The 24,412-nt window shown below is 61.0% G+C and carries 21 protein-coding genes and 1 pseudogene; 11 read left to right on the top strand and 11 right to left on the bottom strand.

Annotation, left to right across the window (positions count from 1 at the left end):
• Positions 1–25: 25 nt before the first annotated feature.
• From mnmE to rpmH, 5 genes are all read right to left on the bottom strand, one after another.
• The gene (gene mnmE, locus ABWL39_RS14900; protein ID WP_367792795.1) at positions 26–1,366 is read right to left on the bottom strand and encodes a tRNA uridine-5-carboxymethylaminomethyl(34) synthesis GTPase MnmE; all 1,341 of its coding nucleotides are present in this window, start codon (positions 1,364–1,366) and stop codon (positions 26–28) included.
• Positions 1,367–1,458: 92 nt separating this feature from the next.
• Positions 1,459–3,102: a membrane protein insertase YidC gene (yidC, locus tag ABWL39_RS14905; RefSeq protein ID WP_367792798.1), complete on the bottom strand. Its 1,644-nt coding sequence runs from the start codon at positions 3,100–3,102 to the stop codon at positions 1,459–1,461.
• A 22-nt stretch (positions 3,103–3,124) separates the two neighbouring features.
• A complete protein-coding gene (gene yidD, locus ABWL39_RS14910) occupies positions 3,125–3,334 on the bottom strand; it encodes a membrane protein insertion efficiency factor YidD (RefSeq protein WP_367792801.1) in 210 nt (69 codons plus the stop codon).
• A complete protein-coding gene (rnpA, locus tag ABWL39_RS14915) occupies positions 3,310–3,672 on the bottom strand; it encodes a ribonuclease P protein component (protein WP_367792804.1) in 363 nt (120 codons plus the stop codon). The genes yidD and rnpA overlap by 25 nt, the downstream gene beginning before the upstream one ends.
• A gap of 15 nt (positions 3,673–3,687) precedes the next feature.
• The gene (gene rpmH, locus ABWL39_RS14920) at positions 3,688–3,822 is read right to left on the bottom strand and encodes a 50S ribosomal protein L34 (protein ID WP_367792806.1); all 135 of its coding nucleotides are present in this window, start codon (positions 3,820–3,822) and stop codon (positions 3,688–3,690) included.
• Positions 3,823–4,068: 246 nt separating this feature from the next.
• On the opposite strand from rpmH, the gene dnaA reads away from it, so the two are divergent.
• The 6 genes from dnaA to ABWL39_RS14950 all read left to right on the top strand — a co-directional run bounded on the left by dnaA (position 4,069) and on the right by ABWL39_RS14950 (position 12,756).
• Positions 4,069–5,430, top strand: coding sequence for a chromosomal replication initiator protein DnaA (gene dnaA / locus ABWL39_RS14925; protein WP_367792809.1), 1,362 nt, complete (start codon positions 4,069–4,071; stop codon positions 5,428–5,430).
• A gap of 87 nt (positions 5,431–5,517) precedes the next feature.
• Entirely contained in the window at positions 5,518–6,624 is a 1,107-nt protein-coding gene (gene dnaN, locus ABWL39_RS14930; RefSeq protein ID WP_367792812.1) for a DNA polymerase III subunit beta, read from the top strand.
• A 107-nt stretch (positions 6,625–6,731) separates the two neighbouring features.
• On the top strand, positions 6,732–9,161 hold the full coding sequence (gene gyrB / locus ABWL39_RS14935) for a DNA topoisomerase (ATP-hydrolyzing) subunit B (protein ID WP_367792815.1): 2,430 nt from the start codon (positions 6,732–6,734) through the stop codon (positions 9,159–9,161).
• A 156-nt stretch (positions 9,162–9,317) separates the two neighbouring features.
• Complete coding sequence (locus ABWL39_RS14940) at positions 9,318–10,619, top strand: DNA methyltransferase (protein WP_367792935.1); 1,302 nt, start codon at positions 9,318–9,320, stop codon at positions 10,617–10,619.
• Positions 10,620–10,636: 17 nt separating this feature from the next.
• Entirely contained in the window at positions 10,637–11,851 is a 1,215-nt protein-coding gene (locus ABWL39_RS14945; protein ID WP_367792818.1) for a DUF262 domain-containing protein, read from the top strand.
• A 29-nt stretch (positions 11,852–11,880) separates the two neighbouring features.
• Positions 11,881–12,756 (top strand): helix-hairpin-helix domain-containing protein, encoded by an 876-nt coding sequence (locus tag ABWL39_RS14950; protein ID WP_367792821.1) that lies wholly within the window; start codon positions 11,881–11,883, stop codon positions 12,754–12,756.
• A 93-nt stretch (positions 12,757–12,849) separates the two neighbouring features.
• Here the strand turns inward: ABWL39_RS14950 and ABWL39_RS14955 are convergent, their stop codons facing one another.
• Entirely contained in the window at positions 12,850–15,054 is a 2,205-nt protein-coding gene (locus ABWL39_RS14955; RefSeq protein WP_367792824.1) for an OsmC domain/YcaO domain-containing protein, read from the bottom strand.
• 142 nt (positions 15,055–15,196) lie between these two features.
• A complete protein-coding gene (locus ABWL39_RS14960) occupies positions 15,197–16,252 on the bottom strand; it encodes an RNA methyltransferase (RefSeq protein WP_367792826.1) in 1,056 nt (351 codons plus the stop codon).
• A 283-nt stretch (positions 16,253–16,535) separates the two neighbouring features.
• Here ABWL39_RS14960 and ABWL39_RS14965 point away from each other — a divergent pair, with 283 nt between their 5' ends.
• Positions 16,536–17,006, top strand: a complete 471-nt coding sequence (locus ABWL39_RS14965) for a hypothetical protein (protein ID WP_367792829.1) — start codon at positions 16,536–16,538, stop codon at positions 17,004–17,006.
• Positions 17,007–17,179: 173 nt separating this feature from the next.
• Here ABWL39_RS14965 and ABWL39_RS14970 read toward each other — a convergent pair whose 3' ends face one another.
• The 3 genes from ABWL39_RS14970 to ABWL39_RS14980 all read right to left on the bottom strand — a co-directional run bounded on the left by ABWL39_RS14970 (position 17,180) and on the right by ABWL39_RS14980 (position 20,003).
• Positions 17,180–17,425, bottom strand: coding sequence for a hypothetical protein (locus ABWL39_RS14970; protein WP_367792832.1), 246 nt, complete (start codon positions 17,423–17,425; stop codon positions 17,180–17,182).
• A gap of 75 nt (positions 17,426–17,500) precedes the next feature.
• The gene (locus ABWL39_RS14975) at positions 17,501–18,850 is read right to left on the bottom strand and encodes a diguanylate cyclase (protein ID WP_367792835.1); all 1,350 of its coding nucleotides are present in this window, start codon (positions 18,848–18,850) and stop codon (positions 17,501–17,503) included.
• Between the two features lie 112 nt (positions 18,851–18,962).
• Entirely contained in the window at positions 18,963–20,003 is a 1,041-nt protein-coding gene (locus ABWL39_RS14980) for an AraC family transcriptional regulator (protein ID WP_367792838.1), read from the bottom strand.
• 78 nt (positions 20,004–20,081) lie between these two features.
• On the opposite strand from ABWL39_RS14980, the gene ABWL39_RS14985 reads away from it, so the two are divergent.
• From ABWL39_RS14985 to ABWL39_RS14995, 3 genes and pseudogenes are all read left to right on the top strand, one after another.
• Positions 20,082–20,717, top strand: a complete 636-nt coding sequence (locus ABWL39_RS14985) for a hypothetical protein (RefSeq protein ID WP_367792841.1) — start codon at positions 20,082–20,084, stop codon at positions 20,715–20,717.
• Between the two features lie 105 nt (positions 20,718–20,822).
• Positions 20,823–21,164 carry an FKBP-type peptidyl-prolyl cis-trans isomerase gene (locus tag ABWL39_RS14990; protein WP_367792844.1) on the top strand — a complete coding sequence of 114 codons (342 nt, stop codon included), beginning with the start codon at positions 20,823–20,825 and terminating at the stop codon, positions 21,162–21,164.
• A 256-nt stretch (positions 21,165–21,420) separates the two neighbouring features.
• Positions 21,421–21,687: pseudogene (locus ABWL39_RS14995) on the top strand (DUF2798 domain-containing protein).
• 462 nt (positions 21,688–22,149) lie between these two features.
• On the opposite strand, the gene ABWL39_RS15000 reads toward ABWL39_RS14995, so the two are convergent.
• A complete protein-coding gene (locus ABWL39_RS15000; RefSeq protein ID WP_367792847.1) occupies positions 22,150–22,281 on the bottom strand; it encodes a hypothetical protein in 132 nt (43 codons plus the stop codon).
• Between the two features lie 61 nt (positions 22,282–22,342).
• Between ABWL39_RS15000 and leuA the strand changes: the two genes are divergently transcribed.
• Complete coding sequence (gene leuA, locus ABWL39_RS15005) at positions 22,343–24,034, top strand: 2-isopropylmalate synthase (protein ID WP_367792850.1); 1,692 nt, start codon at positions 22,343–22,345, stop codon at positions 24,032–24,034.
• Positions 24,035–24,412: the final 378 nt, after the last annotated feature.

The raw sequence follows: 24,412 nt of genomic DNA on the forward strand, positions 1-24,412 counted from the left end.
GCGGGACACCGGGCGGGGGCAGGCCTCACTTGCCGATGCAGAAACGGCTGAAAATCTCGCCCAGCAGGTCGTCGGCGGTGAATTCGCCGGTGATTTCGTTAAGCGCGTTCTGCGCGAGCCGCAGTTCCTCGGCGAACAGCTCGATCTGGCGGTATTGCAATTCGGCCAGTTCGAGGTGGGCGGCGGCGCGGCGGATCGCGTCGAGATGGCGCTCGCGAGCCATGAACACGCCCTGCCCGTCGCTCTCGTAACCGACGGCCGCCAGCAACTGGCTGCGCAACAGATCGACGCCCTCGCCGCGTTTGGCCGACAGATAGACCACCGGTACGCCGCCGAGCTCGGACAGCCCAGCTGCTTCGCCCGACAGATCGATCTTGTTGAACACCTTGAGGCGGCGCAGCTTGTCGGGAAAGCGCGCGAGGATCGCCTGTTCGCCCTCGGTCAGGCCATGGCGCGCATCGAGCAGCATCAGCGCGATGTCGGCCTTGTCGATCGCAGCCCAGGTGCGCTCGATGCCGATGCGCTCGACCGTGTCGGTGGTCTCGCGCAGGCCGGCGGTGTCGATGATGTGCAGCGGCACGCCGTCGATGTGGATTTGCTCGCGCAACGTATCGCGCGTGGTGCCGGCGATATCGGTGACGATGGCCACCTCGTCGCCCGCCAGCGCGTTCATCAGGCTCGATTTGCCGACATTCGGCTGCCCCACCAGCACCACATGCACGCCCTCGCGCAGGATGCTGCCCTGGCGCGCCGTCCTGAGCACCGCGGCAAGCTGGGCCTGGATGCCCTTGAGCTTGCCGTGCGCATCGGCCGCCTCGAGGAAGTCGATGTCTTCTTCAGGGAAATCGAGCGTCGCCTCGACCAGCATGCGCAGGTTGATCACCTGGTCGACCAGCGTACGGATCTCGCCCGAGAACGCCCCACGCAGCGAGCGTATGGCCGAGCGTGCTGCCTCTTCCGAGCTGGCGTCGATCAGGTCGGCCACCGCCTCGGCCTGGGCCAGATCGAACTTGTCATTGAGGAAGGCGCGCTTGCTGAATTCACCAGGCTCGGCCAGCCGCGCACCGAGCTCGACGCAGCGGCGCAGCAGCCGCTTGAGCACCACCGGGCCGCCATGGCCCTGCAGCTCCAGCACATCTTCGCCGGTGAACGAGTTGGGGCCGGGAAAATAGAGCGCGATGCCCTCATCGAGCACATCACCGTCTTCAGCCCGGAAACGTGCGAAGCTCGCATGGCGCGGCGCCGGCAGCCTGCCCAGCACCCCCTGTGCAAGCGCCGCCACACCGGGACCGGAGATGCGGATCACGCCGACGCCGCCGCGTCCGGGCGCGGTGGCAATCGCGGCAATGGTATCGCTCGTCATCATCGTTGGGCTCGCTTGCGTCAATCGGGTTGAGGTCGGGAAACGAAAACGGCAGACCATGCCGGTCTGCCGTTCGAGTATAGCCAGCGCGTCGCTCAGGCGGGCTTCTTGGCCTTGCGCAGCTGATGCTCGATGAACTTCTGCTGCGCAACCGACAGCAGGTTGTTCACCAGCCAGTACAGCACCAGGCCGACAGGGAAGAAGAAGAACATCACCGAGAAGGCGATCGGCATGATCTTCTGCATCTTCGCCTGCATCGGGTCGGTCGGCGCCGGGCTCATCATCGTCTGCAGCACCATCGAGCCGGCCAGCAGCAGCGGCCAGACATAGAACGGGTCAGGCTGCGACAGATCGTGAATCCAGCCCACGAACGGCGCCTGGCGCAATTCGACCGAGGCCAGCAGCGCCCAGTACAGCGCGATGAAGATCGGCATCTGCAGCAGGATGGGCAGGCAGCCGCCGAGCGGGTTGATCTTCTCGGTCTTGTACAGCTCCATCATGGCCTGATGCATCTTCTGGCGGTCGTCGCCGAACTGCTCCTTCAAGCGCTCGAGACGCGGCGCGAGCGCCTTCATCTGCGCCATCGACTTGTAGCTGGCCGCCGACAGCGGGAACAGCACGACCTTGACGATGATGGTCAGCAGGATGATGGCGAAACCCCAGTTGCCGACGAGCTTGTGGCACTGCGCCAAGAGCCAGAACAGCGGCGAGGCGATGATGGTGAAGATGCCGTAATCCTTGGTCAGCTCCAGGCCTGGCGCGAGCTTGGAGATCACGCTGTATTCCTCGGGGCCGGCGAACAGCGGCATGCCGATCTTGCCGGTCTGGCCCGGGGCGATCGCCGGCAGGTCACGGATCACGCCGACCGAATACAGGTTGTCGATCTTCTTGATGTCGTAGCGGCGGTCCGGCTGCTTGGTGCAATCGTCACCGGCGCTGGGCTTGATCTGTTGCGGCAGCCAGGCAGCGACAAAATAATGCTGCACGATGCCGATCCAGCCGTTGTCGCAGGCCGGCACGAAATCTGCCTTGCCCTTGTCGACGGCGCTGAAATCGACCTTCTGGAATTTCTTCTGCTCGGTGTAGACCGCCGCACCGGTGAAGGTATGCACCATGCGGGTGTCGCCGACCGGCGCCTGGCCGTCGCGCAGCAGGCGGAAGTAGGCCGACAGGCTGACCGGCGCGTTCGAGCCGTTGACGATCTCGTAATCGACATCGACGACATAGCTGCCGCGCTTGAAGGAGTAGATTTTGTTGACCTTGATACCGCCGGTTTCCGGCGCTTCGAGCTTGACCTGCAGGCTATCCTGCCCCTGAGCCAGCTGCACCGCCTGGGCCGGCAGCTTGAACAGGGTGCGGTGCGTCGGTAGATTGGGCAGGTTCTGGCCGAACAGCCCGGTCTGCGCAATGTAGACACGTTCCTTGCCGTCTTCGAGCAGCGTGAATGGCTGCTTCGAGTCCTCCACCGCCCCATGCTTGACCAGCGACAGCTTGCGGATATCGCCGCCCATGGCGTCGATCTCGACATTCAGCAGATCGGTGACGACCTTCATACGGCTGGCCGACTGCAGGGCCACGCGGGCTTCGGCCGCGGCGGTGTTGACCGCTGCGGGCGCCTGGCCTGCCGGCGCGGATGCGCTGGCGTGCGGCTTCGGATTGTATTTCTCTTCGTATTTCTGCCAACCGAACAGAATACCGATCGAGAGAATCATGAACAGGATAAGACGACGGGTTTCCATGCAAGTCCTGTATTGGTTCGGGTCAGGGCACCGGATCGTGCCCACCGGGGTGGAACGGGTGGCAGCGGCAGATACGGCGTGTGGCCAGCCAGCCCCCCTTCACCACGCCATGTTTTTGTACGGCCTCGATCGCATACTGCGAGCAAGACGGCGTGAAGCGGCAGCGAGGCCCGAGCAGCGGGCTGATCGTGTACTGATAGATGCGGATCAGGAAGACGAGGATGCGCGACATTTCTTCGCGAGCCTCCTGAACAGGCTCAACAATTCTTCCCGCACCGCTACAGCCTCTTCCGGGCCAAACGCCAAGCGCGGCCAGACTATAACATCCAGTCCGTTCACGTCGCCATCATGGAGACGGAAGGTCTCGCGGACGAAGCGCTTCATATAGTTGCGGGCGACAGCCCGGCGCGCCACCTTCTTGCCGACCACCATGCCCAGCCGGGCGTGGGTCAGCCCATTGGGGCGGGCCAGAACCTGCAGGCGGTCGCCACGAACCGAGCAGCGCAAATTAAAAACGGATGAAAACTCATCCGCTTTTAACAACTTCTGCTGACGGCTAAAGCGCGGCAAAGCGCTTACCCGACCTTATACGGACAGGCGATGACGACCCTTGGCGCGACGTGCGGCGATCACAGCCTTGCCGCCACGAGTCTTCATGCGAACCAGGAAGCCGTGGGTGCGCTTGCGGCGAACCACGGACGGTTGATACGTGCGTTTCATGTTGCTACCCCAAATGCTGGACGAAATAAACGAGAAATTAGACGCCGAACCACAAGGCATTGTCAATGCTTATTTTTTCCCCCCGCTGTGGATAAGTTCTCGCAAACTGGCTAGAATGTGCCTCTCTTTGCCGGCTTGGGCGCACTCCGCCCGGACGGGCGCATCGCCTTGTCCAGCCAGGCCCGACGCGGGTTTCCACAGCCGCGCGGCATCACCACAAACCACTCCGACCTCAAAAAACTAGAAATGCCGCTACAAGAGCAGTTTTGGCCTTCTTGCCTGTCCACGTTTGAAACTGAGCTGTCAGCTCAGCAGTTCAACACATGGATCAAGCCGCTCAAGTTCGAAGAGGACGAAGACGCGCTGCGCCTGATCGCACCCAATCGTTTCACCATCCAGTTCGTCAAGGACCGCTTCCTGTCGCGCATCGAAGAGCTCGCAGGCACGTATTACGGCCGCCCAGTCAACGTCGCACTGAGCCTTGCTGCGCCCATCGCTGAACCCAGGAACGGCACGAGTGCCGAGCCCGGCAAGCCGCAGCCGGCGGCCAAGGCGGCCGCCTTCAAGCAGATGGGCGCGAGCCACGAGACCACGCGGCTGATTCCGACCTACACCTTCGACAATCTGGTCACCGGTAAGGCGAACCAGCTCGCGCGCGCCGCCGCGATGCAGATCGCGGAGAACCCCGGCGTCGCCTACAATCCGCTGTTCATCTATGGCGGCTCGGGCCTGGGCAAGACCCACCTGGTGCACGCCATCGGCAACCTGGTGCACCAGCAGAACCCGCAGGCCAAAATCCGCTACATCCACGCCGAACGCTATGTGTCCGACGTAGTCAAGGCCTATCAGCACAAGGCTTTCGATAAGTTCAAGGACTACTACCACTCGCTCGACCTGCTGCTGGTCGACGATATCCAGTTCATCAGCGGCAAGAACCGCACACAGGAAGAATTCTTCTTCGCTTTCAACACGCTGATCGAATCGCACAAGCAGATCGTCATCACCTGCGACACCTTCCCCAAGGAAATCAAGGAGATGGACGACCGCCTCGTGTCTCGCTTCGGCTGGGGGCTGACCGTGGCGATCGAGCCGCCGGAGCTCGAGATGCGCGTGGCGATCCTGCTCAAGAAGGCCGAGCAGGAGAACTTCAAGCTCGACGACAATGTCGCATTCTTCATCGCTCGCCATATCCGCTCCAATGTGCGCGACCTCGAAGGCGCCCTGAAGCGGGTGCTCGCCTACTCGCGCTTCACCGGCAACCCGGTGACGCTCGATCTGGTCAAGGATGCGCTGAAGGACGTGCTGGCGGTGGAAAACCGGCTAGTGTCGGTGGAGAACATCCAGAAGATCGTGGCGGATTTCTACAAGATCAAGCTGTCCGACATGCACTCGAAGAAGCGCAGCCGCAACATCGCCCGGCCACGGCAGATTGCGATGGCGCTGGCCAAGGAGCTGACGCAGATGTCGCTACCGGCGATCGGCGAGGCCTTTGGCGGACGCGATCACACCACGGTGCTGCATGCCTGCCGAACCATTGCCGACCTGCGCGAGTCGGATCCGCAACTGAAGCACGACTATCAGGTGCTGATGCAAATGATCAAGGGCTGATCACCCGGTATAGATAAATTTGATCAAAATTGCTGATTTCATTAAAATTTTCGGCATAGACCGAAGCACAGAACAGGAAGAATGCAAATGGTATTGATGCAGGCTGAACGCGACCTCATCCTGAAGCCGTTGACCACGGTGACCGGCATCGTCGAGCGCCGTCATACGCTACCCATCCTGTCCAACGTATTGATCGAGAAGAAGGGCCCACAGCTGTCCTTCCTCGCCACCGACCTGGAAATCCAGATCGTGGCCCAGGCACCGGGCGAGCTGGCGGGCGAAGACTTCTCCATCACCGTATCGGCCAAGAAGCTGCAAGACATCCTGCGCGCCATCCCCGATGCAGCCACGGTCACGCTCGACCACGCCGACGGCAAGCTGACCGTGAAGGCCGGTAAGAGCCGCTTCAACCTGCAGACGCTGCCCGCGGAAGACTTCCCCAAGCTAGCGCCTGCCGCCGGCGGCCAGATCGCGTTCGCGCTGCCACAAAAGACACTCAAGCACCTGCTGTCGCAAGTGCAATACTCGATGGCACACCAGGACATCCGTTACTACCTGAACGGCCTGTGCATCGTCACCGACGGCCGCGAGCTGAAGCTCGTCGCCACCGACGGCCACCGCCTCGCGCTGGTCAGCCACGAGCTCGATGGCGAAGTCGAAAAGAGCGACCTGATCCTGCCGCGCAAGACCGTGCTAGAGCTGTACAAGCAGCTCGGCGACAGCGACGACGCGGTCAACATCGAGATCGGCCAGAACCAGGTGCGCTTCACCTTCGCGGACGTGGTGCTGACCTCCAAGGTGGTCGACGGCAAGTTCCCCGACTACAACCGCGTGATCCCGACGCGCAACGACAAGCACCTGGTGATCGACCGCCAGCTGCTGCAACAGGCACTACAGCGTGCCGCAATCCTGTCCAACGAGAAGTTCCGCGGCGTGCGCGTGGTACTGATGAACGGCATGATCCGCATCCTGTGCAACAACAGCGAGCAGGAAGAAGCGCAGGAAGAGCTCGAAATCGACTACGTCGGCGAGCCGCTCGACATCGGCTTCAACATCACCTACCTGCTCGACGTGCTGGCGAACGTGCCGGTCGAGACGATGAATTTCTCGTTCGGCGACGCCATGGGCAGTGCGCTGATCACGCTGCCGGACAATGACCGCTTCAAGTATGTCGTGATGCCGATGCGCATCTAGTCCACGCACCGCATCACACCACACGCCGGCCTCCAGCCGGCGTCAGCGTTTTTTAGATAACGAGCGGCGGAACGCGAATCCGCAGCCAAAAGCAGTAAGAGGGCACCATGTCTGATATCCAGAACCCGGCACCAAGCGAAAACGGCAACAGCTACGACTCCAGCAGCATCCGCATCCTCAAAGGGCTGGAGGCCGTGCGCAAGCGCCCGGGCATGTATATCGGTGATACCGGTGACGGTACCGGCCTGCACCACATGGTGTTCGAAGTGCTCGACAACGCCATCGACGAGGCGCTGGCCGGCCACTGCGACACGATCAAGGTCATCATCCACCCGGACAACTCGATCTCGGTCGAGGACAACGGCCGCGGCATTCCGACCGACATCAAGGAAGACGACGAATTCAAGCGCTCCGCCGCCGAAATCGTGATGACCGAGCTGCACGCCGGCGGCAAGTTCGACCAGAACTCGTACAAGGTCTCCGGCGGCCTGCACGGCGTCGGCGTGTCGGTGGTCAACGCGCTGTCCGACTGGCTGCGCCTGACCATCCGCCGCGAGGGCAAGGTGCACTCGATGGAATTCCGCCAGGGCGTTGCCGTCGAGCCGTTGCGCGTGGTCGGGCAGACCGATCATCGCGGCACCGAGGTGCACTTCCTCGCCTCGATCGAAACCTTCGGCCTGGTCGAGTTCCACTACGAGATCCTCGCCAAGCGCATCCGCGAGCTGAGCTTCCTCAACAACGGCGTGAAGATCGAGCTGATCGACCGCCGTAACGCCAAGGAAGAAACCTTCGCATTCGAGGGCGGCGTGAGGGCCTTCGTCGAATACGTGAACCGCAACAAGAGCGTACTGCACCCGCACATCTTCTACGCGCTGGGCGAGAAGGAAGGCATGTCGGTCGAATGTGCGATGCAGTGGAACGACTCCTACCAGGAATCGGTGCTGTGCTTCACCAACAACATTCCGCAGCGCGATGGCGGCACGCACCTGACCGCGCTGCGCAACGTGATGACGCGCACGCTGAACCAGTACATCGAACAGAACGAGATCGCCAAGAAGGCCAAGATCGAAACCACCGGCGACGACATGCGCGAAGGCCTGTCCTGCGTGCTCTCAGTCAAGCTGCCGGACCCGAAATTTAGCTCGCAGACCAAGGACAAGCTCGTTTCCAGCGAGATCGGCCCGGTCGTGCAGGAAATCCTCAATGAAGCGCTCAGCAGCTTCCTGCTCGAAAACCCGTCCGACGCCAAGATCATCACCGGCAAGATCGTCGACGCCGCCCGGGCCCGCGAGGCCGCGCGCAAGGCCCGCGAAATCACGCGCCGCAAGGGCGTGATGGACGGCCTGGGCCTGCCCGGCAAGCTGGCCGACTGCCAGGAAAAAGACCCGGCACTCAGCGAACTCTACCTCGTCGAGGGCGACTCCGCAGGCGGCTCCGCCAAGCAGGGCCGCGACCGCAAGTTCCAGGCCATCCTGCCGCTCAAGGGCAAGATCCTCAACGTCGAGAAGGCGCGCTTCGACAAGCTGCTCAGCTCGCAGGAAGTCGCCACGCTGATCACCGCGCTCGGCTGCGGCATCGGCAAGGACGAATACAACCCGGAAAAGCTGCGCTACCACCGTATCATCATCATGACCGATGCCGACGTCGATGGTGCCCACATCCGCACGCTGCTGCTGACCTTCTTCTACCGCCAGATGCCCGAGCTGGTCGAGCGCGGCCACATCTACATCGCCCAGCCGCCGCTGTACAAGGTCAAGCACGGCAAGACCGAGCGCTACCTGAAGGACGAGCACGAGCTCAAGCAGTTCCTGCTCAAACAGGCGCTCGACGGCGCCGAACTGTACGCCAGCGAAGGCGCGCAGCCGATCAGCGGCGACGCGCTCGACGCCCTGGCGCGCGAATACCTGCTGGCCGAAGCCGTGATCGAACGCGAGAGCCGCGTCATCGACCAGGCCGTGCTCTACGCCCTGATCCGCGACCCCGGCCTGATCGAAATCGCCACCCAGGCCCAGGCCGAAGCCGGCGCCGCCAAGCTGCAAGCCGCGATCGGCGAACCCAACTTCGCCGTGCGCGCCGTGCACGACACCAAGAACGACGTCTGGGTGCTCAAGATCGAACGCCAGCAACACGGCAACCTGAGCTACTGGTACATCGACCAGGATTTCCTGCAAAGCGGCGACTACGCCCAGCTCAAGAAAACCGGCGAAGCCCTGCTCGGCCTACTCGGCGAAGGCAGCTACGCCAAACGCAGCGAACAACGCCGCTCTGTCGCCGACTTCAAGCAGGCCCTCGACTGGCTGCTCTCCGAAGTCCGCCGTGGCCTCACCATCCAGCGCTATAAAGGCCTGGGCGAGATGAACCCGGAACAGCTATGGGAAACCACGATGGACGTCACCGTGCGCCGCCTGCTGAAAGTGCAGATCGAGGATGCGATGGCAGCGGATGATATTTTCACCACGCTGATGGGTGATCAGGTCGAGCCGCGACGCGCATTTATTGAGCAGAATGCGTTGGTGGCGCGGAATATTGATGTGTGATGTTGGCAATGCCTAACTGGTACAAACATACTATTTGGGTAAACTTCAACGGCATTTTTCGCACGACGGCATTGAATCATTTCCGTAGCTGGATTATTCAATATAATGTGAACTATTTATCTCTGCTGTTCACCGTCAGAAGCAGTATTGACTATTGTGCTAGCTATAGAGAATCCAAAACAATCAGGGGCATCTAACTCTGGGCGAGTTTCGTGGTTTCCATACTACGCAGGCTATTCACCTGATTTTGTTCGTGCGCTCCTAAACTCTGCGGAGCTTTCACACAAATCCACTATTCTTGATCCATGGAATGGTGCGGGAACGACAACAATGGCGGCCCTCGAACTTGGTTATGAATCGATTGGGTTTGACCTTAATCCGGCGATGGTCGTTGCCGCCAAGGCCCGTTCGATCAACCCACGAGATTGCAACAGCCTTTCTCCCTTGGCAGCGGACATCATTGAGAAAGCCGGTAAAGAAAAATTTGATATTCAATTTGACGATCCTTTAACGACTTGGCTCTACCCACAAGGCGCAGGAATCTTTCGGAGAATCGATATAGCAATACAGAAGCTTTTACTCCCTATTGAGCAACATTCAATAGATGGTGAAAGAGGCGTTAATTGCATGTCGGATATTGCTGCATTCTTTTATACGGCAATGTTTAGAGTTCTGAGAGATGTATTGAAGCCTTTCATTCCATCGAATCCTACTTGGACAAAGCGACCGAATTTAAATAACCGTCTTTCGATTGAAGAGCAATCGGTATTTGCTTTATATATTAAGCAAGTAAATGAAATGGCTTCTGTTCTTCAATTCGAGAGTTGGGGGCTAACAGCCCTATCAGCGAAAACCACAATAGCGACGGGCACTTCCGAGGCACTAGCTGTCGATGACTCATCAATTGATATGGTGGTTACATCGCCACCATATTGTACGCGGATAGACTATGCCGTTGCGACAATGCCAGAGTTGGCAATATTGGGATATCGGCCGAAAGATAGTTTTCAGGATTTGCGGCGCAAAATGATAGGTACGTCCACGGTTCCAGTTGCCGCCCCTACAATAATGAGGGAGTGGGGAGAAGAGTGTTTAACATTTCTTGAACGTCTGCGGCTACACGATTCAAAAGCATCGAGCACTTATTACTACAAGAGCCATGCACAATACTATGCAAGTATTTATAACTCGCTAAAGGAGATAGCCAGAGTTATGAAAGATGGGGGTAAGTGTGTGCTGGTGGTTCAAGATTCATACTACAAAGAAATCCACAACAACCTCCCCTTGATTACCGCGGAGATGTTTAGCTCGATAGGGTTAAAAAAAATCACCTCTTTGGACTTTCCGGCAAAAGCCAGAATGGGTAATAAACACCCATCAACTAAAAAGTACGGGCTGCGTCGGGCAACTGAAAGTGTTATTTGTCTTCAGAAATCTGCCTACAATTGCCCATTATAAAACTTTAGGATTGGCAAATGAATTTCAGTGCTATGGACCATGATGATGAGGTACCCGCATCAGAGAAAGATGAAGAGTCAATTTCTGACGACCCTCCAGAGATTGAAGGCATTGAGCCAGAGACAACTGGAAATTCTACTTGGGAAAACAAAGCGCGCCAATTAATGCGCCAAATCGTTACCCAAAAGGTAGATCTTCCAATTTCTAAGTTGGCAGCGATGATTGACGATGGAGAAATCGATCTTGCACCAACGTTTCAGCGCCGGTTGAGGTGGACTCGCTCACAGCAGTCTCGCTTAATCGAGTCCGTAATCATGAACGTGCCTATACCCCCGGTTTTTTTGGGCGAATATGAACCTGGCAAGTATTTGGTGTTGGATGGCCGTCAACGCCTTACGGCGCTGTATGAATATCTTACCGGAAATTTTAAGCTCTCTGGATTGGAGGTCTGGACAGAACTGGTTGGAAAAAAATTCTCAAATCTACAAAAAATGCATGTACAGGGTCTAAGCAGCCCTGCTCAGGCAATAACGCGGCGATTTGTACCCGCGGTTTTGATCCTTCATGAATCTGTTCCTGAGGTTAAGTACGAGGTGTTTGATAGACTTAACACTGGCGGTGTAATAGCAGAGCCAATGGAGGTGAGAAATGCTATATATTATGGACCATTCAATAAACTTCTTCATGAAGCATCAGAATTAGAGGAATTCCGACGTTTATGGGGAATACCTCTTGATACAAAAGGAAGGGAAAGGAATGGAATATATAAGAGAATGGCCGATTTGGAAATGGTTCTTCGGTTTTTTGCATTTCAGGACTACAAGAAATTTGATGGAAGTTTGAAGGTTTTTTTAAATAACTTTATGTCCAAAAGAAACGAAGAGTATACAACAAATAAAACTCTTCTAGACAAGGATCATGAGCTTTTCCTTGAAACAATGAAGCGTGTTTTGTTTTTGCTCGGGGACAAGGCTCTACATAGACCAATATCGAAAGATAGCGTTTCAAAATTTCCTTCCGCCCCTTATGCAGATGCAATCCTTTACACCGTATCAAAACTCTCGAATGAGCAGATTACTGAGAAAAATGGATTGAAAATTCGTGAAACTCTTTGTAATTTATGCCTCAATGACAAGGCTTTTGTAAAATCAATTACAGTTGGAACAAATGCGAGAACAGCGGCTGACTACAGAATTGAAACTGTAGTAAATGCTATATTGGTCAAACAATAAAGTCGATTGCACTAGTTTAAATAGACAGAATGCAGGCAGCCCTCTCCAGTTTTGACGATTCCCTAAATCGAATTCGTGATGTAGCAAAGGATATGGAGACTCGGATATTGGCCGCACCTCCTGAGGAACGGCTCCGAGATGAAACATTGCGTTGCGCTTCTACAGTAATTCTTAGTGGCTTTTTTGAAAGTTTTCTTAAGGATTGCACTCAAGCCTATGTGACGGCCATATGCCAAAGAAATATTCCCTTTGCGCTCTTGGCAGGCAAAATGCAATCTCACCACTTCGTCGCAGGTGGGCAGCTATTGGGGCAAAGATACAGGAAAGAAGGGCGAGTTTCCTGGGTTAAATCAGACCATCTTGATATTGCTAGGAGGCTATCCTCCCCAGCAAGCCCTGGAAACGATTATATTCTCCTATGGGAAGCTTATGCTAACACTGAAGGCAATCCTAGCCCGGTAGTAATTGATAAAATACTTGACACTCTTGGAGTGGATCAGCGAAATCTTCGCTTAGATGCCGTGACGGGAGGAAAGTATTCAACACTAAAGCTAGCGTTGGGGTCTTTCATTGAGGTTAGAAACGAATGCGCCCATACAGGAAGCTCCTTAAACATTCCTACATCTGCAAGACTAGTCGAGTATTGTGACTTATTGTTTACGATCGGCGCGGCGATCGTTGCCGTGCTCGAAATAAAATTATCTGAATCTCCTTTGGGAGTAGACATTAACAATTCAGGAGCATCCGAGTTGTCTAGAATACCCGGGCTTGGCCAAGCAAAAATTGATGCATTAATTCAGTACCGTACGACTTATGGCCGGCTATCAAAGATAGAGGACGTTCTGAAAATTCCGGGGATAGGGAAGAAACTGTTTGATGTGATCAGATTACATGCTCACGTATAGAACACGCAGGAGATCGACTTAGTCTCCCCGTAGCTCGTTCTTCACTTGTAACAGCCCCCCCCTCCCGTGCCGATCCCTCCAGCCCTCACCACCCTAGCTAGACAACCCCGCCACCCTGCCCCGCGCCGCATGCAGTTTCTGGTAGCTGTCGATCAGCCGCTGATGCCGATTGAGGCCTTCCAGCTTCATGCTCGTTGGCGTGAGGCCGTGGAAGCGCACACTGCCGTTGACTGAGCCCAACGCCGCGTCCATGTGCGGGTTGCCGAACATGCGGCGGAAATTGGCTTCGTAGTCGTCCAGCTCGAGCTCGTCGTCGAGCAGCACCTCGAGCACCACGTTCAGGGCCTGGTAGAACAGCCCGCGCTCGACGGTGTTGTCGTTGTATTGCAGGAAGGCGCCGACCAGCTCGTGCGCCTCTTCAAATTGCTTCAGGGCGAGATGGATCAGCAGTTTCAGTTCGAGAATCGTCAGCTGGCCCCAGACGGTGTTTTCGTCGAACTCGACGCCGATCAGGGTGATGATGGTGGAGTAGTCGTCGATGACGCTGTCTTCCAGCCGTTCGAGCAGGGCTTCCAGGCTGGCGTCGTCGAGGCGGTGCAGGTTCAGGATGTCGTCGCGGAATGATAGCGCGCGGTTGGTGTTGTCCCAGATCAGGTCTTCCACCGGGTAGACTTCCGAATAGCCTGGCACCAGGATGCGGCAGGCCGTGGCGTCGAGCTGGTCGTACACCGCCACGTACACTTCCTTGCCGAGCGCTTCGAGAATGCCGAACAGGGTTGCGGCTTCGTCGATGTTGGAGTTTTCGCCATGGCCGGAGAAATCCCACTCGACGAATTCGAAATCGGCCTTGGCGCTGAAGAAGCGCCACGACACCACGCCGCTCGAATCGATGAAGTGCTCGACGAAGTTGTTCGGTTCGGTGACGGCGTTGCTTTCGAAGGTCGGCCGCGGCAGATCGTTCAGGCCTTCGAAGCTGCGGCCCTGCAGTAGCTCGGTCAGGCTGCGTTCGAGCGCGACTTCGAGGCTCGGATGCGCGCCGAACGAGGCAAACACGCCGCCGGTGCGCGGGTTCATCAGGGTGACGCACATCACCGGGAACTGCCCGCCCAGCGAGGCATCCTTCACCAGCACGGGAAAGCCCTGCGCTTCGAGGCCCTGAATCCCGGCCACAATGCCGGGGTATTTGGCCAGCACGTCCTGCGGCACATCGGGCAGCGCGTATTCGCCTTCGAGGATTTCGCGTTTCACCGCTCGCTCGAAGATTTCGGACAGGCACTGCACCTGCGCTTCGGCCAGCGTGTTGCCGGCGCTCATGCCATTGCTGAGGAACAGGTTGTCGATCAGGTTGGTCGGGAAATACACCACCTCGCCGTCCGACTGGCGCACGTAGGGCAGCGCGCAGATGCCGCGCTCGATATTGCCGGAGTTGGTGTCGTACAGATGCGAGCCGAGCAATTCGCCATCGGGGTTGTAGATCTGCAGGGTGTGTTCGTCGAGCATGCCTGCCGGCAGCGCATCGCCGGGGCCGGGCTGGAACCAGCGCTCGTCCGGGTAATGCACAAAGGCCGCGTTGCCGATGTCTTCGCCCCAGAACTGGTCGTTGTAGAAATGATTGCAGTTGAGCCGCTCGATGAATTCGCCCAGTGCCGAGGCCAGTGCGCTTTCCTTGGTCGCGCCCTTGCCGTTGGTGAAACACATCGGCGAGTGCGCGTCGCGGATATGCAGCGACCACACATTGGGCACCAGATTGCGCCACGAGGCGATCTCGATCTTCATGCCGAGGCCGGCCAGCACGCCCGACATATTGGCGATGGTTTGTTCCAGCGGCAGATCCTTGCCGAGGATATAGGTGCTCGCTTCTGCGGCCGGGCTCAGCGTCAGCAGGGCCTGCGCGTCGGCATCGAGGTTCTCGACCTCTTCGATCACAAACTCCGGCCCGGTCTGCACCACCTTCTTGACCGTGCAACGGTCGATCGAGCGCAAGATGCCTTGCCGATCCTTGTCGGAAATGTCCGCCGGCAACTCGACCTGGATCTTGAAAATCTGCTTGTAGCGGTTTTCGGGATCGACGATGTTGTTCTGCGACAGGCGGATGTTGTCGGTCGGGATGTTGCGCGTCTCGCAGTACAACTTGACGAAGTAAGCCGCGCACAAGGCCGATGAGGCCAGGAAGTAATCGAACGGCCCCGGCGCCGAGCCATCGCCCTTGTAGCGGATGGGCTGATCGGCGATGACCGTGAAGTCATCGAACTTGGCCTCGAGGCGAAGCTTGTCGAGAAAGTTGACCTTGATTTCCATGCGGGCATTCCAAAAAAACGTTTAAGACGGATCGGCCGCCATTATAGCGTTACCTATCCGGGTGGTAGCGCGGCTCGTAGCTATCGTCGGGCCGCGCCGGCAACGGGTTTGAGCGCAGGCCGGCGGGTGTCGTCGTTCATCATCACGCCTGGCCCTGCACCGCGCGGCTGGCGCGGCCCAGCCGGCTGACATCCACCACCTCCACCGTCCGCGCGCGAAGCTGGCCGCAGCCGCCGTCGACATCCTGGCCGGCGCTGTTGCGCACCTTGGTTAGCACGCCGCGGCTGTGCAGGTAGCGGACGATCTCGACGATGCGCGCGCCGTCCGGGCGCTGGTAGTCGTCGCCTTCGAGGCTGTTGAAGGGGATCAGGTTGAGCACGGCGTATTTGCCCTTGAACAGGCGCAGGATTTCGTCGAGCTCGTCCTGGCCGTCGTTGATGCCCTTGAGCAAGGTCCACTGGTACTGGATCGGGTAGCCGATCTGGCGTGCGTAGTGCTCGCCCAGCTCGATCAACTCGCGCGGGGTGATCTTCGGGGCTTTCGGCAGCAGGTGTTCGCGCAGCTCGGCCTTGGTGGTGTGCAGTGACAGCGCCAGCGCCGGCTTGACGCGCTGCAGCGGTAATTGCTCGAACACGCGCGGGTCGCCGACGGTGGAGAACACCAGGTTCTTGTGGCCGATGCCGCCGTCGGTGCCGAGCAGGTCGATCGCTTCGAGGACGTTGGCGAGGTTGTGCGCGGGCTCACCCATGCCCATGAACACAACCTTCTTGACCGGCCGGTGCCGCCGCGCCAGCACGACCTGGGCGACGATCTCGGTGCTGCTGAGCTGACGCAGCAGGCCGCTCTTGCCAGTCATGCAGAAGCGGCAGGCCACCGCGCACCCGACCTGGGTCGAGACGCAGACGCCATCGCGCGGCAGCAGCACGCTTTCCACCATCTGCCCGTCGGCCAGCGCCACCAGCAGGCGGGCTGAGCCATCGGCGGCCGGGTGCTCGGTGTGGACGCGGGCCAGCCGGTCGAGCTCGGCGGCGAGCTGCGGCAAGCCGTCGCGCACCGACAGCGGCAGGAAGTGCTCGGCCAGCTGCCGGCGGCAGGCGTCCAGCGGACGGCCTTGCAGCCAGGCACGCACGACCCGGTCGCGGTGAACCGGTAGCGCGTTGAGATCGGCGAAGCGTTGGTGGAGGTCGGTGAGTCGCATGGGGCTCGCATCTTACCACCCGGCCCGTGCAAGCGACAAAGCTAAGCGCTTGTAAACAAAGGCTGTCGAGGCCACCGTACCGCTTTCCCAGCCGGCACACTGGACGCCTTCGCCACGCGCTTGGCACGGCTTGACCTGCATCAAGCGATTCGACATTGTTTCAATGCCGCGTAGGCACTTAAGCACGCATTAAGCCCTACCATCCATATTCGCCTCTATCATCACGATGACCCGTGGCCGAGAACGCACCCACGGCCGGCACATATCGACAGAAAGACGACCCATGACGACTCGCACTCCCCTGGTCCCGGCGGGCCAACAAGGCACGATGCTGAAGCTGCTGGCGGCGGCAATGATCGCGATGCTGCTGGTGATCCCCAGCGGCATACACTGGATAGTCCAGCACCACCGGCCGGTGGTGGCCGGCACCGCCGGGCAGCCCGTCGCGGCCCAGCCCATCCTCACCAATATTGCGCTGGCACGCGACATCGTCCGCCAGCAGATTGTGTCGCTCGACGGTGGCGACACGGCCACCCAGCGGCGGCAGGCCAAGGCGCTGTTCGACGCGGCCATGGCCATGCTGCCGGCTGGCACCAAGGCGGATCGCGAACTCGGCGCGATCGTCGATCGGGCCAATCACGGCTTCGACATGCTGAGCATTGCCAAGCCCCAGATCCGCCAGGCTGGCGCCGCCGAGCTGCTGCAAGCGCTCGACGACGCGGAGCAGTATTTCCAGCGGCAAGCCGCGCGCTGACAAAGGCGGGTGCGGGACCGCCGCCCGGCACCTCGCTCCCAGTCAGCGCGGCGCAGGCCGCCGGCGTGCCCTGCGTCGGGGGCTCTGTGTGGATAGACGGTTTTGACAGACAGGCCTAGCACTGGCTGGGTCGTGCTAGCCCTGCTTGATATTGCGCGCGGCAGTGGCGGCAGTCACCCGCGCGCCGAAAATCCACCGCCACGCGGTGGCTCGCTGCCCGCCAAGGCCCGCCAAGCCTCGGCTGTCTCGCGATGCCAGGCGGCCTTTTGCTGCCAGTCTGCCTGTTGCCCGGCATCGCTGGCGAGTTGGGCTGCACGCTCGCAGGCGGCGGCCTCCTGTTCGTGCCACTCGGCCAGCTTGCGGGCCTTGGCCTGCCAGGCGTTGTCGGGCCTGGGGGCCGAGGCGTAGGGGTTTTTCACGCGGTCGCTCCTCCGTTGCAAGGTGTACATGCATGGCGGCGATGCGTGGCCGCAGACGGCCCGGCTCGCCGTACGTCAGATCGACGGCCGCGCCCGGGCCCCGCTCTTTTCCTGGTACATATTCGCGTCCGCGTGGCGCAGCAGTTGCGCCTCGTCGCTGCCATGCTCGGGGTAGTGGGCGATGCCGATGCTGACATCGACGTCCAGCGCTGCGGGGCCGAGGGTGAGCGGCCGCGTAACGTCGGAGCGGATCTTTTCCGCCACCGCTTCGGCGTGGGTGAGCCGATCGATGTCCTCCAGCAGCACGACGAATTCGTCTCCGCCGATGCGTGCGGCGGTGTCGGTTTCGCGTATGCAGCGTTTCAGGCGCTCGGCCACTTCCCGCAACAGGAGGTCGCCCACGCCGTGGCCATGGGTATCGTTGATCAGCTTGAACTTGTCGAGGTCGAGGTAGAGCAGCGCAAAGCAGCTGCCATCACGCCGGGCGCGGGCGAAGGCGAGTTTCAGGCGGTCCTGCAGCAGCCTGCGGTTGGCGAGGCCGGTCAGCTCGTCGTATTGCGCCATGCGCTGCAACCGCGAATACAGCTGCTGGCGCTCGACGGCGGCCGATATCTGCGCCGAGATGAACTGCAGGAATTCTTTATCGGCGTTGGTGTAGCGCAGCTCGCAGCCGGTGCGGCGCAAGATGACGGCGCCAATGACGCCATCCTGCGCGCTGAGCGGGATGCCTAGCCAGCACAGGGTGCGGTGGCCGTCGGGCGGGCAGGCCGGATCGGGACGCAGCGAGGTGATCTCGGGTGTGATCAGCAGCGGCAGGCCGCTGTGGATGATCTCGGCGGCGATGGCCTCGGTCGCCAAGCGCGCGTCGGCCGGTTTATCGCCGTTGGCATCGATGTGGTAAGCCAGGCTCAGCTCGTCGCAGCCCTCCTCCCGCAGCGCGACGGTGAACTGGCGGGCGGGCAGTACGCTGCCGATGATCTGGTGGATGTGGTGAAACAGCGCGGGCAGGTCGTTTGCCCGGTGAGCCGCCTCGGAAATGGCGTAGACCACGGCCTGCCGCGCCTCGGCCTGCTTGCGCGCGGTGATGTCGTGAGCAACGGCGATGCGCACCTGATCGTCTTCTGACCAGCGCGCCGACCACATGACGTGGACGACACCCCCATCCTTGCGGATGTAACGGTTCTCGAAGTGCGGGTTGGGCTGGCCCGCCATGATCTGGCTGGCGGCGCTCAGCGTGGACTCGCGGTCTTCCGGCACCACCAGCTCGATCATCGGCCTGCCGACGACCTCCTCCGGCCGGTAGCCGAAGATGCGCTCGAATGCCGCGCTGACATGCACATAGCGCCCCGCCTTGTCGACCACGCAGACGGCGTCGAGCAGCAAGTCGATGAAGCTGGCGAGCGGTACGTCACCTTTGGCCACCATGGGCTTGAAACATCCTTCTTGTGCACTGCACTCAGTATGCATCATCTGCTTGCGGATTGCGTGTGCTCGACAGGTCCCCACGGCCATTTTCCGGCAATGCGCCCCACCCGGCTCAGCCGCGGCCGGCCTTGCGCCAGTTGAGCGGCGATATCCCCGTCCAACGCCGGAACGCCCGGTTGAAGGCGCTCTGCTCCGAATAGCCGAGCAGCAGCGCGACCTCGGGCAGGGTCAGCCGCGGATCGCGCAGATAATCCTCGGCGATGCGGCGGCGCGTGTCGTCGAGCAGCGCACGGTAATGCCAGCCGATGGAGCCGAGCCGGCGCCGCAGCGTGCGGCCGGACAGGTTGAGCTCGGCCGCGATGCTGTCGAGCGAGGGGTCTGCCTGCAGCAGGTGGCGCGTGATCAGGCGGCGGGCGTCGTTGAGCAGATGATCCTTTTGCGGCAGCGCAGCGAGCATGGCATCGACCTGCCGCTCCAGCATGGCGGCAAGCGCGGCGTCGGACTGGCGCAGCGGCAGGCCGAGCAAGGTGGCGGGGAAACGGATGCAGGTGGCCGGCTGGCCGAAGTGCACCGGGCAACCGAAGAAATCGGCATACGCCGTGCAATCGGCCGGCGCGGGCTCGACGAAGTGCACCGACAGCGGCGTGGCCGCGGTGCCGGTGATGTGACGCGCAAACTGCACCAGCGCAGCCAGGCCGCACTGGTTGGCGAGCAGGCCGATGGCGCGCGAGTCGTCGCTCCATTCGAGCACCAGCGCCTCGCCAGCGAGATAGTGGCGCACCGGGCTCACGTCGTGCACCAGCCGCTGGTAGCGCATATAGCGTTCCAGCGCGGCCGGGACGGTGCTGGAAGCCAGCAGCACGTAGCCCAGGGGCCCCAGGTGGGCGGGCGTGATGGCGGCGCCGAGATGCAGGCCGAGCGCGGGGTCGCCAAGCTGGCGTGCAGCCAGCGCGAGCAGGCTGCGCCAGCGTTCGGCCGGGTAGCTTGGCTCGCTGCCCGGCGCCGGTGTCGGCTCGCCGAGCACGGCGGCGCTGTCGAGACCCCGCGCGGCGAGGTGGTCGAACAGCAGGCGGGCGTAGGAGCCCGGCACGCTGCCGGCAAGCGGGGCGGTGGGCGGCGGAGTGGCGGTCGGGCACATGGCCTGAAGTGTCAAAAAATCTGTCCGACTCTGTCAAGCCTCGCCGCGTGCGTGCGCCCTAATATTGGCGGCACAACGACAAAGGAGACCATCATGATGGCTGCATCGGCCGCCCAGGCCCAGTCCCTGTTACGCGATTCGTCGCATTTCCAGTGGTATGTGATCCCGCTGCTGCTGCTGGTGCTTTACGCCTACGGCGAGCAGGCCGCCGAGCGACGCTGGAGCGTGGTGCTGGCGGGGCTCGCGTTCTGGCTGATGGACTGGATCAACGAGATCTGGAACGGCCTGCTGTTCCATTTCTCAGGCTTCGCGCCGGCCTGGGGCACGCCGGGCAGCTCGGCCTACGTGATCCTGATCGGGCTCAATATCGAGATCAGCTTCATGTTCGCGATCATGGGGCTGTTCGCGGTGCGCCTGCTGCCGCGCGACCGCTCGCTGACGCTATTCGGCATCAACAACCGCTGGCTGCTCGCCTGCGTGAACTCGGTGCTGTGCGTGATCGTCGAGCTGTGGCTCAACCACATCGGCGCGCTGACCTGGGAGTGGCGCGGCTGGAACGCAGGCGCGCCGCTGCTGATCTGGCTGATCGGCTACATGCCGTTCTTCGTCGTCGCCTACTGGGTGCACGACATGGCGTCGCACCGGCGCCAGATCGCGGTCGTCGCGAGCCTCGCGGGCATCGTGGCGGCGGGGCTCGGTGTGTTTGCCGGCGGGCTGGGCTGGATCTGAGCCAGACAACAGGGGCCGGCGCCGTCCGCTCGGTTAAAATGGCGGTCAACCCCAGCCTGCACGCCGTGCGGGCTGGCCACTCACCGCAAGCGGCACGGAACCCCGATGAACGACGAACTTCGGATTGAAGACCTCCAGCTCGGCGACGGCAAGGAAGCCGTCAAGGGCGCCCTGATCACCACGCAGTACACCGGCTGGCTCGAAGACGGCACCCGCTTCGATTCCTCCTACGACCGCGGCAAGCCTTTCCAGTGCGTGATCGGCACCGGCCGCGTGATCAAGGGCTGGGATCAGGGGCTGATGGGGATGAAGGTGGGCGGCAAGCGCAAGCTGTTCGTGCCCGCGCACCTGGCCTATGGCGAGCGCCAGGTCGGCGCCCATATCCAGCCCAATTCGAACCTGATCTTCGAGATCGAGCTGCTCGAAGTGCTGACGCGGGATGACTGAGGCGCCCTTCCCTGCGCACCAGGGACGGCCGACGGCAGCGCCGCGCCCATGGCCGGCGCCAGGGCATTCGCGTGGCGGCAAGTAGTGGCGCCGCCCCGGCTTCCCTGCCAGCATGGCTGCGCGATCTTCATTCGAAGACAGCCGTAAGCGTTTACGTCAATCAACGCGCGACTTCCACCGGCTCTTGTCGGGGTTGTATTTCTCCGTCGCCCGCGGCGGAGAAGGCGCCTTGCCTGGCCGGCTTAATGGAGCTGTCATGAGCCCTTCGACATCGCAATCCTTATTTGCCACCCGCAAACTGCCGGCACGCTACGCCGGCATCGTCATGCCCTTCCTGCTGTCGCTGCTGATGACCTGCATCGTCTCACTCATCAGCACGTTCAAGAGCATAGGCTGGGGCGTCCATTTCCTGCAGGTATGGCCTGGCGCCTGGGCGCTGTCGTGACTCATCGCGTTCCCGGTGCTGTTGCTGGTGTTGCCGGTAGTGCGCAGGTTGACCGCCCTGCTGGTACGGTCGGCCTGAGCGCCGGATCAGGTACGCCCCCGGTGCAGCTGCATGACGGAGCCGTATCGGCAACATTGAACCCCGCCGAAAATCAGACGTAACGTCTGATAATCCGTATGCCGCCCCCGCTCGATCTGCATGGGTTGGGCGGCTATTCCTTTGCCGGCAGGGTCGCTGCCGGTCACTTTCTCCCCTTTCCCCTCTCCCACGCTTGCACCTGACTTTGCCGCTTTTCCGCGCCTGACGGGCCATTTTGCCATTCATATAGTGTCACGCTCCATACCGGCAATCACTGAAGACCAGCCTCTGAACAAGACCCCGCCACAATCAAAGTTCGGACATTATGTCTTTTTCAGAAGAAAATCTAGAGAAGCAGATTGAATACACTTGTGCATTCGACATTATCAGACATAATATCTGATGAATCTTGCGGGCTTTTATGGAAACGCACGCAAAATCCAGCATAAATAGACGTTTTGTCTATCGTGCTTCGCCAGGGTAGGCGTAGGCAAGCTGGCATTCGACTTCGACGACATCACCGGGCAGGCCAAAGCGCTGAACCGCCACCTCCCCGAGCACCTGGTACCGCGTGCCGCCATCGACCAATAGCACAGGCGGCTCCGACTGAGCCCCCCCCCAACCCTCCATCCATTTCAACCGACAAGGAAGCACCATGCTCACGCACCCAGCCCGCAAATACCGCGCCTTCACCCCGATAGCCTTGCCTGACCGCACCTGGCCCAGCCAGGCGATCAGCCATCCACCGATCTGGATGAGCACCGATCTGCGCGACGGCAACCAGGCGCTGATCGAGCCGATGTCGGTGGCGCGCAAGCTGCGCATGTTCGAGCTCTTGGTGGCGGCCGGCTTCAAGGAGATCGAGGTGGCCTTCCCGTCTGCGTCGCAGACCGATTTCGACTTCGTGCGGCAGTTGATCGATAACGGGCTGATCCCGCCCGACGTGACCATCGAAGTGCTGACGCAAGCGCGCGAGGACCTGATCCGCCGCACGCTCGATTCGCTGCGTGGCGTGCACCGCGCCATCGTGCACCTGTACAACCCGATCGCGCCGTCGTTTCGCCGCATCGTGTTCGACAGCGACCGCGACGGTGTGAAACGGATCGCGCTGCAGGGCACGCGCCTGATCAGGCAGATTACCGCGACAATGCCGGAGACCGAGTGGGTGTTCCAGTATTCGCCCGAGACCTTCTCGGCGACCGAGATCGACTTCGCGCTCGAGGTGTGCGACGAGGTCAGCGCGGCATGGGCGCCGACGCCCGAGCGCAAGATGATCATCAACCTGCCGGCCACGGTGGAGATGTCCACGCCGAACACCTATGCCGACCAGATCGAGTGGATGCACCGCCACCTCGCGCGGCGCGACAGCATCATCCTCAGCGTGCACCCGCACAACGACCGCGGCACCGCCGTGGCCGCGGCCGAACTGGCGGTGATGGCGGGTGCCGAGCGCGTCGAGGGCTGCCTGTTCGGCAATGGCGAGCGCACCGGCAACGTCGATCTGGTGACGCTGGCGTTGAACCTGTATTCGCAGGGCGTGCACCCCGGCCTCGATTTCTCCGACATCGATCAGGTGCGCGAGGTGGTCGAATGCTGCAACCAGCTGCCGGTGCACCCGCGCCACCCCTATGCCGGCGATCTCGTCTACACGGCCTTCTCCGGCTCGCACCAGGACGCGATCAAGAAGGGCTTCGCCAAGCAGCGACCGGACGCCTGCTGGGAGGTGCCCTACCTGCCGATCGACCCGGCCGACGTGAGCCGCAGCTACGATGCGGTGATCCGCGTCAACAGCCAGTCCGGCAAGGGCGGGGTGAGCTTCCTGTTGCAGCAGGAATACGGCCTCGACCTGCCGCGCCGGCTGCAGATCGAGTTCAGCCGCGCGATTCAGCGCGAGACCGATGCCCAGGGCAAGGAGATGACGGCCGAGGGCATCTACCGCCTGTTCCGCCACGAGTATCTCGACGGCGCCGCGCCCTATGCCTACCTCGGCCACCGCATGGAGGACCAGGCCGGAACAGGCGCGCAGCAGGTGCGGCTGGCGGCGACAATCCGGCGTGACGGCGTCGAGCAGCAGCTCAGCGGGCACGGCAACGGGCCGATCGACGCCTTCGTGGCGAGCCTCGGCCTGCCGCTGGCGGTGGTCGACTACCATGAGCATGCGGTCGATGCCGGCGCGGGCGCCGACGCGGTGTGCTATATCGAGATGCGTGTGGCGCAGGGCGGCGTGGTGTTCGGCGTCGGCATCGACGGCAATATCGTGGCGGCGGCCCTGAAGGCCATCCTGAGCGGCCTGAACCGGCACCTGCAGGCACAGGCGGCAACCCAGCCGCAGCTCGCGGCAGTCTGAGCGCCGGCCCAGTGCTTGCTGCATGGGCTTGATTCTGGCTCATGCGCGGCTCATGGCATCACGCAGGGCGGTTCCGGGCGCAGCCGGGTTGCGCGTTCAACGCCGCCAGCCCGGCTGCCCCCGTTCGCGCGTCAGACACCCGCTGGCGGCCCGTCACGGCTGCGTCGATTGCCAGCCCTGGCGCAGCTTTGCCGTGGCATTGTGCGGGAGATGTCTATAAATAAGCATGCCTGGCCGCTGCCGACGGGAGATTCCCGCCCCGCTTCCCTGCCCTGTCACGCGCGAGTCGCCAGGCGCCGCCCCAGAACGAGAACAACGGACCCGAGGAATCGTGAGGCTCGCCACCGCCGCCTGCCCTGTACCGCCGCCCCCACGCCA

The sequence above is a fragment of the Chitinivorax sp. PXF-14 genome (genome assembly GCF_040812015.1).
In the GTDB taxonomy this organism is placed as follows: Bacteria; Pseudomonadota; Gammaproteobacteria; order Burkholderiales; family SCOH01; genus JBFNXJ01.

Coding starts and splice junctions, on each gene's coding strand:
- gyrB (WP_367792815.1), top strand. CDS start 6,732: ATGTCTGATATCCAGAACCCGGCACCAAGCGAAAACGGCAACAGCTAC.
- ABWL39_RS14990 (WP_367792844.1), top strand. CDS start 20,823: ATGAACGACGAACTTCGGATTGAAGACCTCCAGCTCGGCGACGGCAAG.
- ABWL39_RS14945 (WP_367792818.1), top strand. CDS start 10,637: ATGAATTTCAGTGCTATGGACCATGATGATGAGGTACCCGCATCAGAG.
- yidC (WP_367792798.1), bottom strand. CDS start 3,102: ATGGAAACCCGTCGTCTTATCCTGTTCATGATTCTCTCGATCGGTATT.
- ABWL39_RS14965 (WP_367792829.1), top strand. CDS start 16,536: ATGACGACTCGCACTCCCCTGGTCCCGGCGGGCCAACAAGGCACGATG.
- ABWL39_RS14950 (WP_367792821.1), top strand. CDS start 11,881: ATGCAGGCAGCCCTCTCCAGTTTTGACGATTCCCTAAATCGAATTCGT.
- ABWL39_RS14960 (WP_367792826.1), bottom strand. CDS start 16,252: ATGCGACTCACCGACCTCCACCAACGCTTCGCCGATCTCAACGCGCTA.
- dnaN (WP_367792812.1), top strand. CDS start 5,518: ATGGTATTGATGCAGGCTGAACGCGACCTCATCCTGAAGCCGTTGACC.
- ABWL39_RS14985 (WP_367792841.1), top strand. CDS start 20,082: ATGATGGCTGCATCGGCCGCCCAGGCCCAGTCCCTGTTACGCGATTCG.
- dnaA (WP_367792809.1), top strand. CDS start 4,069: ATGCCGCTACAAGAGCAGTTTTGGCCTTCTTGCCTGTCCACGTTTGAA.
- mnmE (WP_367792795.1), bottom strand. CDS start 1,366: ATGATGACGAGCGATACCATTGCCGCGATTGCCACCGCGCCCGGACGC.
- ABWL39_RS14955 (WP_367792824.1), bottom strand. CDS start 15,054: ATGGAAATCAAGGTCAACTTTCTCGACAAGCTTCGCCTCGAGGCCAAG.
- ABWL39_RS14975 (WP_367792835.1), bottom strand. CDS start 18,850: ATGGTGGCCAAAGGTGACGTACCGCTCGCCAGCTTCATCGACTTGCTG.
- leuA (WP_367792850.1), top strand. CDS start 22,343: ATGCTCACGCACCCAGCCCGCAAATACCGCGCCTTCACCCCGATAGCC.
- yidD (WP_367792801.1), bottom strand. CDS start 3,334: ATGTCGCGCATCCTCGTCTTCCTGATCCGCATCTATCAGTACACGATC.
- rpmH (WP_367792806.1), bottom strand. CDS start 3,822: ATGAAACGCACGTATCAACCGTCCGTGGTTCGCCGCAAGCGCACCCAC.